The 13,205-nt window shown below is 45.6% G+C and carries 10 protein-coding genes and 1 pseudogene; 4 read left to right on the top strand and 7 right to left on the bottom strand.

Features of this window, described 5'->3' with window-relative positions; translation table 11 throughout:
* Positions 1-301 precede the first annotated feature (301 nt).
* Together DUN60_RS11525 and DUN60_RS11520 are read left to right on the top strand one after the other, a co-directional pair.
* Positions 302-1,219 (top strand): ABC transporter ATP-binding protein, encoded by a 918-nt coding sequence (locus tag DUN60_RS11525; RefSeq protein WP_054547493.1) that lies wholly within the window; start codon positions 302-304, stop codon positions 1,217-1,219.
* Between the two features lies 1 nt (position 1,220).
* Complete coding sequence (locus tag DUN60_RS11520) at positions 1,221-1,991, top strand: ABC transporter permease (RefSeq protein WP_004735456.1); 771 nt, start codon at positions 1,221-1,223, stop codon at positions 1,989-1,991.
* Positions 1,992-2,098: 107 nt separating this feature from the next.
* On the opposite strand, the pseudogene panC reads toward DUN60_RS11520, so the two are convergent.
* The 7 genes and pseudogenes from panC to sfsA all read right to left on the bottom strand — a co-directional run bounded on the left by panC (position 2,099) and on the right by sfsA (position 8,255).
* Positions 2,099-2,990 (bottom strand): annotated as a pseudogene (gene panC / locus DUN60_RS11515) (pantoate--beta-alanine ligase).
* An 8-nt stretch (positions 2,991-2,998) separates the two neighbouring features.
* Entirely contained in the window at positions 2,999-3,793 is a 795-nt protein-coding gene (panB, locus tag DUN60_RS11510; protein WP_054547495.1) for a 3-methyl-2-oxobutanoate hydroxymethyltransferase, read from the bottom strand.
* Between the two features lie 22 nt (positions 3,794-3,815).
* Positions 3,816-4,301: a 2-amino-4-hydroxy-6-hydroxymethyldihydropteridine diphosphokinase gene (gene folK / locus DUN60_RS11505; RefSeq protein WP_114633996.1), complete on the bottom strand. Its 486-nt coding sequence runs from the start codon at positions 4,299-4,301 to the stop codon at positions 3,816-3,818.
* Positions 4,298-5,653, bottom strand: coding sequence for a polynucleotide adenylyltransferase PcnB (gene pcnB, locus DUN60_RS11500; RefSeq protein ID WP_004735460.1), 1,356 nt, complete (start codon positions 5,651-5,653; stop codon positions 4,298-4,300). The genes folK and pcnB overlap by 4 nt, the downstream gene beginning before the upstream one ends.
* Positions 5,654-5,836: 183 nt before the next feature.
* Positions 5,837-6,712: a tRNA glutamyl-Q(34) synthetase GluQRS gene (gene gluQRS / locus DUN60_RS11495; protein ID WP_114633995.1), complete on the bottom strand. Its 876-nt coding sequence runs from the start codon at positions 6,710-6,712 to the stop codon at positions 5,837-5,839.
* A gap of 199 nt (positions 6,713-6,911) precedes the next feature.
* Positions 6,912-7,358 carry an RNA polymerase-binding protein DksA gene (gene dksA, locus DUN60_RS11490; RefSeq protein WP_017073117.1) on the bottom strand — a complete coding sequence of 149 codons (447 nt, stop codon included), beginning with the start codon at positions 7,356-7,358 and terminating at the stop codon, positions 6,912-6,914.
* A gap of 135 nt (positions 7,359-7,493) precedes the next feature.
* Positions 7,494-8,255: a DNA/RNA nuclease SfsA gene (gene sfsA, locus DUN60_RS11485; RefSeq protein ID WP_054547498.1), complete on the bottom strand. Its 762-nt coding sequence runs from the start codon at positions 8,253-8,255 to the stop codon at positions 7,494-7,496.
* A 94-nt stretch (positions 8,256-8,349) separates the two neighbouring features.
* Between sfsA and hrpB the strand changes: the two genes are divergently transcribed.
* Positions 8,350-10,788, top strand: coding sequence for an ATP-dependent helicase HrpB (gene hrpB, locus DUN60_RS11480; protein WP_244212218.1), 2,439 nt, complete (start codon positions 8,350-8,352; stop codon positions 10,786-10,788).
* Entirely contained in the window at positions 10,785-13,184 is a 2,400-nt protein-coding gene (gene mrcB, locus DUN60_RS11475; protein ID WP_114633993.1) for a penicillin-binding protein 1B, read from the top strand. The genes hrpB and mrcB overlap by 4 nt, the downstream gene beginning before the upstream one ends.
* Positions 13,185-13,205 lie beyond the last annotated feature (21 nt).

The following is a 13,205-nucleotide window of genomic DNA, read 5'->3' as shown; positions in this document are numbered from 1 at the left end:
ATGAATTAGTTATAGACGCCAAATCTAGTATTGGTATTAATGCCGTTAAGTTATTAACTTAACGGCATTTTTATGTTTACTGAACTCTGAACTGGTCTTTACGTAGCTAATATTCTTGTTCGCTTTCGAAAGAAACCCTCACTCGGTATTTGTATTAATCGTTAATCAACGATAGACTTGTTTGCAAAATGGCCGAGTAAACAAGTTTGGGTTAGTTTTCTGCTAGCTCGTTTTAAGCATTACTCTCTTCCTCAAGCTCGGTCATCAACATCTTATCTATAGCAAATGGCAGTCTATCTCTATGTATGCATTAGAAATTGAGCAATTAAGAAAAACTTATGCAGGGGGCTTTGAGGCTCTTAAAGGCGTTAGTTTACAAGTAGAAAAAGGCGATTTTTACGCTCTGCTTGGTCCAAATGGCGCAGGTAAATCAACCACCATTGGTGTTATCTCTTCACTGGTTAACAAAACTTCAGGCAAGGTTAAAGTGTTCGGCTACGACATTGATACCGATCTGGAGTTGGCGAAACAGAACTTAGGTCTAGTGCCGCAAGAGTTTAACTTTAACCCGTTCGAAACCGTTGAGCAGATCGTGCTGCAACAAGCGGGTTATTACGGTGTGCCAAAAGCACTGGCGAAAGAGCGAGCGAAAAAATACTTATCTCAGCTCGATTTGTGGGAAAAGCGTAGCGAACGTGCACGTAACTTGTCTGGTGGTATGAAGCGTCGTTTGATGATCGCACGTGCACTGATGCATGAGCCTCATTTGTTGATTCTTGATGAGCCAACGGCGGGCGTTGATATTGAATTGCGCCGTTCAATGTGGGGGTTCCTGAAAGAGATCAATGAGAAGCAGGGTATTACCATTATCTTGACTACACACTACCTAGAAGAAGCGGAAATGCTGTGTCGTAACATTGGTATTATCAACCGTGGTGAGCTGATCGAGAATACAACAATGAAGTCGCTGCTGGGTAAGTTGAGTGCAGAGACCTTTATTCTTGATCTTGAAGAGGGCGTGACTGAACCTAAACTTGAAGGTGTGAATAGCCAAGTGATGGTTAATGGTTCGCTAGAAATCGAAATCGACAAGAACCTAGGTTTGAATACCATCTTTGCTCAATTGAGTGAACAGCAGGTGAAAGTCCTTTCTATGCGTAACAAAGCAAACCGTTTAGAAGAGCTATTTGTGAGTATTGTCCGTGAGGGGAGTAAATAATATGTACAGCCTATATTGGACCGCTTTCTGTAGCTTGTTGACCAAAGAGATCAATCGCTTTACTCGTATCTGGGTGCAAACGCTTGTCCCGCCAGCGATTACCATGACGCTGTATTTCATCATATTTGGCAACCTTATTGGTGCGCGTATTGGTGAAATGAACGGCTTTAGCTACATGGAATACATTGTTCCCGGCCTGATCATGATGTCGGTGATCACTAACTCATACTCCAACGTTGCTTCGTCGTTTTTTAGTGCCAAATTCCAGAAGAACATTGAAGAGTTGCTTGTCGCGCCAGTTCCTAACTACGTGATTATTGCTGGTTTCGTAATGGGCGGTGTGGTGCGTGGCTTGTTAGTGGGTACCATAGTCACATTCGTATCGCTTTTCTTTGTCGACCTGCAAGTTGACCATTGGGGCGTGATTATTGCGACAGTATTTCTAACGTCGGTTGTGTTCGCTCTGGGTGGCTTAATCAACGCTGTATTTGCACGCACGTTTGACGATATCTCTATTATCCCGACCTTTATCTTAACGCCGCTGACGTACCTTGGTGGTGTGTTTTACTCGATTAGTTTATTACCTGAATTTTGGCAAGGTGTGTCGAAACTGAACCCAATTGTGTACATGGTTAATGCGTTCAGATATGGCTTCTTGGGAGTGTCTGATGTGGGTATTGTAACGTCGTTTGGTGTATTGGGTGTGTTTATCGTAGCGCTGTATGGCGTTGCACACTACCTAGTGACTAAGGGGATTGGCTTACGCAGCTAACCTTTGGTTAATCTAAGTAACAGGTAAAGAAAAAGGTCGATATAACATCGACCTTTTTTTATGTTTTTCGTTTGGTGTTCTTGTTTTGCGTTAAAAGCAGAAGCCGACTATTCAGCCGTTTCTTCTTTTAATTCTTCTTTTGTTTCCGTAACCAAATCTAGAACTTGGTTATCGATAAGACGCGTCTTACCTAGGAAAGCTGACATCAGAATCACAGCTTGAGTCGTTTCTGATGTGATCGCTTGCAGCGTTTTCGCATCACAGATAAAGATCTCATCTGGTTGTAAGTCAGCTGCGCGTAGCTGGTCTGTCGCATCTTCAATAACAGATGCGTAGTCATCACGACCGCCACGAATTGCGCTGCTGACCCAACGCATAGTACGCGCTAGAAACAGGAGCTCGTTGACGCTCGTCAATCGTTAGGTTGCTATTGCGAGAGCTCATTGCCAAGCCATCCATTTCACGAACGGTCGCTACGCCGACAACTTCAATGTCTAACGCTAAATCTGTTGTCATCTGGCGAATAACAGCAAGTTGCTGAAAGTCTTTCTCACCGAAGCATGCAAAGTTTGGCTGAACGATATTAAACAATTTAGTGACAATCGTTGATACGCCGCGGAAGTGACCTGGACGAGACGCGCCTTCAAGCATGTGAGATATGCCTGGAACTTCAACAAACGTCTGTTTATCTAATCCATCTGGGTACATGACTTCTGGTGTCGGTGTAAACACGAGCTCAACACCTTCGGCTGTTAACTTACTTAAATCAGCTTCTAACGTACGAGGGTAGTTGTTCAAGTCATCGGTACGATCAAACTGCATCGGGTTAACAAAGATGCTTACCACAACAATGTCCGCCAGTTCACGAGCTTTCTTGACCAGAGTCAGGTGACCTTCATGCAGGTTTCCCATTGTCGGGACAAAAGCAACCGTACGTCCATCACGCTTAAACTGTTTAATCTGCTCACGAAGAGCCGCTATTTCAGCAAAAGTTTGCATAGTTACTCCTAAGCGATTGTATGAGCATCATCAGGGAAACGTGCGCTCTCTACTTCTTCTTTGTATAGAGCGACGGCTTTACGCATATCACCTGTTTCAGCTAGGAAATTCTTAGAGAATTTCGGCATGTAGTTCGCAGAAATACCGAACATGTCATGCATAACCAGGATCTGACCATCGGTAACATTACCTGCGCCGATACCGATAACGGGTACGTCACAAGCTTCTGTAATTCGTTTTGCCAATGAAGCGGGTACACATTCAAGGAGAACGATTTGAGCACCTGCGTTTTGTAGTGCTAGAGCGTCAGCAACCATTTTGTCGGCTTGCTCGTCGTCACGACCTTGTACTTTGTAACCACCAAAAATGTTCACAGACTGAGGCGTTAAGCCTAAGTGTGCACATACTGGTACTGCACGCTCTGTTAGCATCTTCACAGTATCAACCAACCAGCTTCCGCCTTCGATTTTTACCATGTTCGCACCAGCACGCATCAATGTTGCTGCGCTCTCACAGGCTTGCTCTGGCGTTGCGTAGCTCATGAAAGGCATGTCAGCCATAAGAAGACAGTTTGGGCTCCCTGCACGCACTGAGCGAGTATGGTAAGCAATGTCTTCAACGGTTACTGGTAATGTGTCGTTATGGCCTTGTAGAACCATACCCAGTGAGTCACCGACAAGTAGAACTGGCATTTCTTGGCTTTCGAATAACTGAGCAAAGCTCGCATCATAAGCTGTCGACGTCGCGAATTTACGGCCTTCACTTTTGCATTTGATCAGGTCGTTAATGGTTACTTTTTTCATTGGTTTTCCTTAATGCGCTTGGCTATTGTTGCCAAACATTGAGCCCGTTCTTATCAACTATTTTGAGTAGTTCTGTCAGCTCAGTCCCATCAGGGAGTTGTAAACTTGGTGCGATTTCAGCAAGCGGGTAAAGTACAAACTCTCGTTCTTTCATTCCGTAATGAGGAACGATTAAGCGCTCTGAATCGATCACCTCATTGCCGTATAACACAATGTCGAGATCCAAGGTTCTTGGCCCCCAACGCTCGTCTTTACGGACGCGCCCTTGTTCTAGCTCGATCTTTTGAGTGCAATCAAGTAGTTCAATTGGCGTTAATTCGGTTTGGATTGCTACTACCGCGTTGATGTAGTCAGGTTGGTTTTTCGGCCCCATTGGAGTGCTACTATATAGCTGAGAGGTCGCAACAAACGTTGATCGCGGTAGGCTTTTTAGCGTTTCGATAGCCAAGTTTGCTTGGCTAACTGGGTCGGCAAGGTTGCTGCCGACCGCAATATAAGCCGTTATCATTCGGACTGCTTACTCTTTTTATTTCGGTAAGTCTTACGGCGACGATGGCCAGATTTTGATGGTGCTGCAACGTCGTTAGCCATCGCTTGACGCATGTTGCGGCCTGCGGTCTGATAACGCTCCCACCATTTTGCTAGTTCTTTGGTTTCGCCACCCTCAATCTCGCCACGCATTTCTAGGAAGTCGTAACCAGCACGGAACTTATTCAGTTCCATAAGACGAACGGCACGTTTACCGTTACGACGAGGCAGTCGCAATTGCAGTTGCCAAACTTCACGAACGGTCGCCGTGTGACGACGAGGAATAGCAATAGACTTAACTTGCTGGTCAAGAATGATGTTGCTCGCTTCCATGATCGCATCGTAATGCGCCATACCCTGTTCAGCGACAAGCTTGTCTGCGAGCTTGTTCATTGGGTACCAAAGAATCGCTGCAAACATAAATGCAGGGTTTACTCGCTTGCCATCTTCTATGCGAAGGTCGGTTGAGTCGAGTACTAAGTCAAGCATCTGCTCTGTATGAGAGTCGTAACCTTCAGTGAAGTGCTCTGCAATTGCAGGGAACATCTGTTGGAACAGGTTGTATTCACGCATTAGGTGATAGGTTTCTAAACCGTGACCTGATTGAAGTAATTTCAGAGACTCTTCGTAAAGGCGCGCTGCTGGGATATCTTTTAGCAGGTGTGCCAGCTCTTCGATAGGGTCTGCTGTGTCTTCTTCAATATCGAAATCCAGTTTAGCGGCGAAACGCATTGCGCGAAGCATACGTACCGGGTCTTCACGGTAGCGAGTTTCTGGATCGCCAATTAAGCGGATCAGCTTGTCTTCTAAATCTTCCACACCACCCGCGTAATCGTGAATGCTGTAGTCTGCAATGTTGTAGTACATCGCATTAATAGTGAAGTCACGACGCTCTGCATCTTCATCAACATTGCCGTACACGTTATCGCGTAGCAACATGCCTTCATCAGATTGCGCAGAAACGTTTTTCGATGGCTCTTGGTGGTGGCCACGGAAAGTTGCCACTTCAATGATGTCACGACCAAACATGATATGTGCTAAGCGGAAACGGCGACCGATAAGGCGACAGTTTCTGAAGAGGTTTTTGATTTGTTCTGGTGTTGCGTTGGTCGCAATATCAAAATCTTTTGGCTGTGAGCCTAATAAGATATCGCGAACACCACCACCGACTAGAAATGCGTCAAAACCCGCACCATTCAGGCGATATAGCACTTTTAGTGCGTTGTCGCTGATCTGCTTGCGTGAAATATTGTGCTCTTGACGAGTATATATATTCAGAGCTAATTCGTGGAATCCGCGTTGTTCGCTTGGGGTATTGTCGTTTGTATTCATTAGTTTAGAACAAAGTAGGTATCGCCAACTTTGTTTTTCTCTTAGTCCAAAGTGGTAGTGCAGAGTTTAATTGCGGCTAATGATAGCTTAGCGCGAGCCATTTGAGAACATCGTCTGCTTAACCACTGCAGTTGGTTATGGCATTTTTATGTGTCGTTTTTGCTATTTACCGTTAGTTTTGAGCTAATCGCTGTGCTCTTTTTGTAAACTATCAGGTAACTGGCTGACGTTCCATTGCTGAGTTCCCCATAACAAAATCTCATCCATTGAAGCCTCACAGAGGGCATGCGGGATACCAAAACCTAAGAATCGCATAGCGTCGAGCAGCGTTGGTTTTGGGTTGTCGAGATCGATCGCGGTGGCATGGTTCTGTTTTGACAGTTTATTCCCCAAGCCATCGGTTGCCAATGGTAAGTGCAAGTAACTCACGGTTTTTTGCTTGAGTGTCTTATACAAACTGATTTGTCGACCTGTAGGCTCTATCAGGTCAGCGCCTCTTACGACTTCTGTTACCCCTTGCTCGATGTCATCAAGGACAACCGCCAAGTTATAGGCAAACAATCCATCTCTGCGTTTGATAATAAAATCTTCTTCAGCCAATGCTTTAGGGATTTGAATCGTACCGTGACGAACATCGTCAAAAGACTCGACTGGAAAGTCCATGCACAAGCGCACGGCTTGTTCGCCTGAATCAATCAAACCTGCGTTTCGGCAGTGACCATTATAAAACCCACCCAGAGACTTTATCTGCTTGCGTGTGCATTGGCAGTAGTAGGCTTGATTGTCAGCGACCCATTGATCGATTTGAGCTTGATACAAGCCATGACGTTGGCTTTGATAAACGACTTCGTCATCCCAAAATAGGTGGTAAGCCTCAAGCGTCTTAAGAATGAGGTCTGCAGCGCCGGCCATTTCTCTTGGTGGATCGAGGTCTTCCATGCGAACTAACCATTGTCCTTGGTTCGATTTCGCTTGAAAGTAGCTACCAAGAGCAGCAACCAGTGATCCAAAATGAAGAGGACCTGACGGTGATGGTGCAAAGCGCCCGATATAATTCATAAGTGAAAAACCTAATCTTGATGGTACCGCAGTAGCCGATTCTTAAGACGTTTATCTATTGCTTTGGTTCGTTTAGTCATCGTATTAATACGTAAAAACAAGCTAAAGCTGTTGATTTGCTATCAAAATCTTGAAATATCCAGCTTGGATAACAAACAAAAAAGGGAGCCAAAGCTCCCTTTCTTTACATCCGCAAGAATTAACCTTGCATCTGTTTCTCTTTGATCTCTGCAAGTGTTTTACAGTCAATACAAAGGTCAGCAGTTGGACGAGCTTCAAGACGACGAATGCCAATCTCGACACCGCAAGAGTCACAGAAGCCGAAATCGTCTTCTTCGATCTTGTCTAGTGTCTTCTCAATTTTCTTGATAAGACGGCGCTCACGGTCACGGTTACGTAACTCTAGGCTGAATTCTTCTTCTTGAGAAGCACGGTCAACTGGGTCTGGGAAATTTGCTGCTTCGTCCTGCATGTGGTGCACAGTACGATCAACTTCTTCCCTGAGCTGGTTGCGCCAAGCTGCTAAAATTTTTGTAAAATGTTCCGTTTGCTCAGGTGACATGTATTCTTCACCTGGTTTTGCTTGGTACGGTTCAACACCTGCGATGGCTAGGATGCCTAGCGCTTTTTTCTTAGATTCTGGCATACAGCATCTCCTATTTACACCTAGTCAACTGCAAAGCAGCTAATTTTAAGGCGGGTATCTATAGCAGAAAGAACGAATGGTGGCAAATACTCTTGCTCAAACTTGCAATCAATGTGAATAGTTCAGCATTTTTGCTTAGCTATTGATAAATTCAACAGCTTGTTTTAGTTGTATTTGAGTACTGCTGAGCTCTGCTTTATAGCAAAGCACTTCAACACCAGCGTCTTGTGCTTGTTTTAGTAATAACGAATATTTGGCGTCTATATGGTGTGCCGCAGACACTTTTTCAATACCTGAATGCAAAACAGTGAATAAAAGTACGGCTCTATTTCCAGATTCGACCATTTCTGTGAGTTCACGCAGATGTTTCTGGCCTCTGGTGGTGACCGCATCAGGGAAAAAGCCTTGCCCTTTGGTTGACGCTTGTTGTTTAGTTGATATTTGTTGCTTCGTGGACGTTTGTTGTTCGTCGAGCAAAGTGACGCTTTTTACTTCGATATAGCAAGGCGGCTTTTCGTTATCTTCAAGCAGAATATCAATTCGACTATTCTCACTGCCATATTTCACTTCGGTTCGTAACGCGTTATAGCCTAAGAGTTCAACTATAGTATTATTTTCAATTGCTTCCACTGCCAACTGGTTTGCTCGCGCAGTATTTACACAAATACGGTGACCTTTGTCTGTTTCTGAGATCTCCCAGCTGTTTGGGTATTTTCTTTTTGCATTATCGGATGTTGAGTACCACACCGTATTGCCAGGGGTCGCACATCCCGTCATTGCTCCAGTGTTAGCGCAATGAATAGTACGTTCGCTGCCGTCTGGAAGTTGGATGTCAGTGAGAAAACGTTTATAGCGTTTAATAAGAGTCGCTGGCTCTAATGGAGGATTGAAGTGCATATTACTTATTTAGACAGGTAGGTTTTTATGTACAATGTTGCCAACATTACACCACAAGGTTCTCCCATTGCCACAACTGCCCATAGAAGCTGTGATGCCAGATCTGCTCGCTGGCATAGAAACACACACTCAACTTATTCTAAAGGCTGCTCCCGGTGCGGGTAAGTCAACATTCTTCCCATTACAGTTAGTTAAGACCAACGCAGTTCAAGGCAAAATCATTATGCTTGAGCCGAGGCGTTTGGCGGCAAGGAATATCGCAACTTACTTAGCCAGCCAATTGGGAGAAAAAGTGGGAGAGAGCATAGGTTTTAGAGTTCGTGGTGAATCTAAAACCAGCAGTGCGACTCGCTTGGAAATCGTAACCGAAGGGATTATGACGAGAATGATCCAAACCGACCCTGAATTGACTGGGGTTGATATGGTGATCTTTGATGAGTTTCATGAGCGCAGTATCCATGCAGATACCGCGCTGGCCTTTAGCTTAGAGATCCAAGAAGCACTGCGTGATGATCTAAAAGTGATTGTAATGTCGGCGACGTTAGATCAACAAGCTTTGCAATCTTTGTTGCCTGATGCCAAGTATGTTGAATCACAAGGGCGAACTTTCCCGGTCGACTTCCGTTATCAGCCATTAGGCTCGAATGAATATTTAGCCCCTAAGATGGCCAGCGTGATTCGTTCTCTGATGGAGAAACAGTCAGGCTCACTTTTGGCTTTCTTGCCGGGTGTCTCGGCGATTAAGCAAGTCGAATCTCAACTGGAACAACTCGCCAGCGATATCGATGTGTGTCCTCTGTATGGACAACTCAGTTTTCCTCAACAGCAGAAAGCGATCGCGCCATCAGAGAAAGGGCGTCGAAAGGTGGTGTTAGCGACCAATATTGCTGAGACTTCTTTGACCATTGAAGGTATTCGACTGGTGGTCGATTCCGGGCTTGAACGTGTGGCGAAGTTCGATCTGAAAACCGGTATTACTAAGCTTGAGCAAGTGAAAATCTCGCAGTCTTCTGCTGAACAAAGAGCAGGTCGTGCTGGGCGAATTGAAGAGGGCCTGTGTGTTCGTTTGTACAGCGAAACACAGTTGATGCAGCAACCTGCTGTGCCAGAACCTGAGATTCTTCATTCTGATTTGTCTTCGTTGGTGTCTGAATTGACACAATGGGGAGCCGCAAGTGCTGATGAATTGCAATGGTTAGACATTCCACCGAAAGCTTCAACAGAACAAGCCAAGCAACTCTTACAAAACCTGGAACTGTTAGACGGTAATGGTCAATTTACGGCACTAGGAAAACAGGCTCAACGCTTAGGACTTGAACCTCGCATCGCCAGTATGTTGGTTAAAGCGCAGCAAAGCAGCCAAGAACTACTGAACATCTCGATTGTTGCTGCCGCTTTACTGGAAGAGACAGAGCGCAATGTGACAGATATGCAGCATTCGTTGCATCGACTGAAGCAAAGAAAACACTCAAAAAATAGCGTTGTGATGCAGCGAGCGAAAAGTCTCGCAGGTAAACTTAATCATCACCTGGATTTGTCACAAGTTGACGAATCATTGCTACCATTAGTGCTTTGTTTTGCCTTCCCAGACCGAATTGCACAAGTGAGAAGCTCAACCAGCAGTGCTTTCCTTCTTGCGAATGGCCACGGGGCTGAAGTTCGTGACGATGACCCATTGGCGAACAATGACTATATCGTAGTGATTGATTTGATGCGTAGCACAGGGCGAGCCAGTCAGATTTTCTTAGCCACTGCCGTTGATATTTCGCAGCTAGAAGCTGAATTCCCAAAACTGTTTGTGCGTTCAGATTACGCCGATTGGGATGAGAAACGTGGCCGCTTAGTGGCAGAGCAGCGAGTGTCTCTGGGCAAGTTGATTATCAGCACCAAAGCTTTACCAGAACCAGATGCGAATCAGGCGAGCCAAGCGCTGCTCAATTATATCGCTCGATGCGGATTGGATCGCTTACATTGGACATCTTCGGCTAAGCAGTTAGTTGAGCGTGTACGCTGTGCTGAGCTTTGGATGCCTGAGCATGATTGGCCAGCGATGGATGACGCGAGTTTAGTTGAACATCTTGATGAGTGGCTATCGCCGTATTTAAATGGCATTAAGTCTGCCAAAGGGCTGTCGAATGTATCGATTGAACAAGCACTGTCGGCATACCTTGGTTGGCCGTTGAATCAAGAAGTTGAACAATGGCTGCCTACCGACTATCTGATGCCGACGGGCAGTAAAAAAGCAATTCGCTACCAGTATCAGTCTGAGCCAGTGATCTCAGTACGAATGCAGGAAGTCTTTGGTGAACGAGACTCGCCATTGATCGCGCAAGGGCGTAAAAAAGTGGTGCTTGAGCTACTTTCTCCAGCTCAGCGACCACTACAAATTACTCAAGATTTAGCTGGCTTTTGGGCTGGCGCGTACAAAGAAGTACAAAAAGAAATGAAAGGCCGTTACCCAAAACATCCTTGGCCAGATGACCCTGCTAACCATGTAGCAACCACTAAAACTAAACGACAGTTGAATCGATGATGACCAAAATGTTAACGCCCAAAAAGGCACCACCTAAAAAAGCGCCAGCAAAGAAGTCACCAGCGACCAAAGCCAAGCCTAGAAAGCCAAGAGCAGCAGCGAAAAAGACTAAACCTAAAGCTAAGCCGTCTGGCAAGAGAGGTTGGTTGAAGATCCTGTGGGGCATTTCTTGGAAAGCAGGCTTGGCACTTGCTGCATTGCTGTTGTTCGTCGGTATTTATCTTGATTCCGTGGTCAAGCAGCGTTTTGAAGGTCAGTTGTTTGATTTGCCAACCGTGGTTTATGCGCGAGTGCTGGACCTGTCTCCGGGAACTCAGGTAAGTTTGGTACAGGTTAAGAATGAGCTGGATGTACTCAATTATCGTAAGGTGAACGCTCCTCGTCACCCTGGCGAATACTCTTCTTCCTCAACCAAGATTGAAATGATTCGTCGCCCGTTCGAGTTTGTCGATGGACCAGAATCGGATCGCCATGTGATGCTGCATTTCAATGGCAACGAGTTAACTCGTATTCAGTCGCTAGAGAAGAAAGGCGACATGGGGTATCTGCGTGTTGAACCGAAAATGCTTGGCATGCTTGAAAAAAGTAGCGATGAGCAGCGTCTGTTCTTAAAACGTAATCAGTTCCCAGAGGTGATGGTTGATGCATTGCTGGCAACCGAAGACCGAAATTTCTATCAGCACGATGGGGTATCGCCACTGGCAATCGCTCGTGCGATGGTGGTCAATGTAAAAGCAGGGCGAACCGTACAAGGTGGTAGTACGTTGACGCAACAGTTGGCAAAAAACCTGTTCTTATCTAGTGAGCGCACATTATGGCGTAAGGTTCGCGAAGCCTATATTGCACTTATCTTGGATCATCGTTACAGCAAAGACCGCATCTTAGAAGCCTACTTAAACGAGGTTTATCTTGGGCAAAATGGTGGGCAAGCGATTCATGGCTTTGGGTTAGCATCTCGCTTGTATTTCGGGCAACCGATTCAAGAACTCCGAATCGACCAACTAGCACTGCTGGTCGGTATGGTCAAAGGACCTTCGTATTACAACCCGGTTCGTTACCCTGAGCGAGCTAAGACTCGACGAGATTTGGTTCTACGTTTGCTGATGCAACAAGACATATTGACGCCGAAACAGTACGAAGAAGCCGCAAGCCGAGACTTGGATATTCAAGATAACCCACGCATTGCGAGCCGTCAGCCCGCTTACTTCCAGCAAGTCAATATTGAGCTTAAGAGATATGTCGGTGATCGATTTGAAGCACAGAAAGGTATTCGAGTATTTACCTCTCTGGATCCTGTTTCTCAAGACAAGCTAGAGACATCGATTGCTCGTAAGGTGCCTGATTTATCTAAAACTGCAGGTAACAAGCTAGAGGCTGCTGCTATTGCAGTGGATAGAAATACTGGTGAAATTCGTGCGATGGTCGGTGGTAAACGCACTGGCTACGATGGTTTCAATCGAGCCTTGAATGCGAGTCGTCCTATTGGTTCTTTGGTTAAACCAGCAATCTACTTAACCGCATTAGAGCAACCCCAGAAGTACACATTGGCGACAACCTTGATGGATACTCCACTAAGCTTGAAAGGCAGTAAAGGCAGCGTATGGAGCCCAAGAAACTTCGATCGCAAGTTTCGCGGAGAGGTGCCTTTGTATGTGGCGCTTTCTAAGTCTTACAATGTACCAACGGTTCGCTTGGGCATGCAGTTAGGTATTGATAGCGTGTCGGATACGATTGGAAAACTGGGTGTCGATAAAAACGAAATTCGCCCAGTGCCATCGATGTTTTTGGGTTCATTCTCATTGACCCCATTTCAGGTAGCGCAGATGTACCAAACGATTACCAACTCTGGCCGTATAGCACCTTTGTCTGCGCTTCGTTCAGTTGTTGATAACGATGGTGAGGTTTTATATCAGTCGATCCCTCGTGTATCACAAAGCGTTGACCAGCAAGCAGCTTGGTTGACAACTTATGCCATGAAACGTGGTGTGTCGGAAGGTACTGGACGTTTCCTACAAGGCCAGTTTGCATGGGCAGGATTAGCCGGTAAAACGGGTACCAGTAATGACAGCCGAGACAGTTGGTTCGTGGGTGTTGATGGTCGTGAAGTCACTACCATCTGGCTAGGACGCGATGATAATAAGCCGACTAAACTTACGGGCTCTAGTGGTGCGTTACGTGTCTATGCCGATTACTTGAAACATCGAACTCCAGAGCAGTTATTGTTGCCTTGGCCGAATGGCATTACGACGGCAAGTTTTACTCGGACTTCTGAAGGGGCTTTAGAGTTTGACTGTGACGGTAAGGTTAAACTGCCGGTTTGGGATGAGAATGGAAACATTAAAAAGGGTTGTGAAAGTCAACCAAAACAGTGGCTAAAAAAGCTTTTTCAATGGTAAGGTCGTAAAAGAAAAGAATGA

Source organism: Vibrio splendidus (assembly GCF_003345295.1).
Classification (GTDB): Bacteria; Pseudomonadota; Gammaproteobacteria; order Enterobacterales; family Vibrionaceae; genus Vibrio; species Vibrio splendidus_K.
The sequence above is the reverse complement of the archived record's forward strand: the minus strand, read 5'-3'. Positions and strand labels throughout refer to the sequence as shown.

Excerpts from the sequence above, each read along its gene's own strand:
- hrpB (WP_244212218.1), top strand. The coding sequence starts at position 8,350 with ATGCCAGATCTGCTCGCTGGCATAGAAACACACACTCAACTTATTCTA.
- folK (WP_114633996.1), bottom strand. The coding sequence starts at position 4,301 with ATGATAACGGCTTATATTGCGGTCGGCAGCAACCTTGCCGACCCAGTT.
- dksA (WP_017073117.1), bottom strand. The coding sequence starts at position 7,358 with ATGCCAGAATCTAAGAAAAAAGCGCTAGGCATCCTAGCCATCGCAGGT.
- mrcB (WP_114633993.1), top strand. The coding sequence starts at position 10,785 with ATGATGACCAAAATGTTAACGCCCAAAAAGGCACCACCTAAAAAAGCG.
- panB (WP_054547495.1), bottom strand. The coding sequence starts at position 3,793 with ATGAAAAAAGTAACCATTAACGACCTGATCAAATGCAAAAGTGAAGGC.
- gluQRS (WP_114633995.1), bottom strand. The coding sequence starts at position 6,712 with ATGAATTATATCGGGCGCTTTGCACCATCACCGTCAGGTCCTCTTCAT.
- DUN60_RS11520 (WP_004735456.1), top strand. The coding sequence starts at position 1,221 with ATGTACAGCCTATATTGGACCGCTTTCTGTAGCTTGTTGACCAAAGAG.
- pcnB (WP_004735460.1), bottom strand. The coding sequence starts at position 5,653 with ATGAATACAAACGACAATACCCCAAGCGAACAACGCGGATTCCACGAA.
- sfsA (WP_054547498.1), bottom strand. The coding sequence starts at position 8,255 with ATGCACTTCAATCCTCCATTAGAGCCAGCGACTCTTATTAAACGCTAT.
- DUN60_RS11525 (WP_054547493.1), top strand. The coding sequence starts at position 302 with ATGTATGCATTAGAAATTGAGCAATTAAGAAAAACTTATGCAGGGGGC.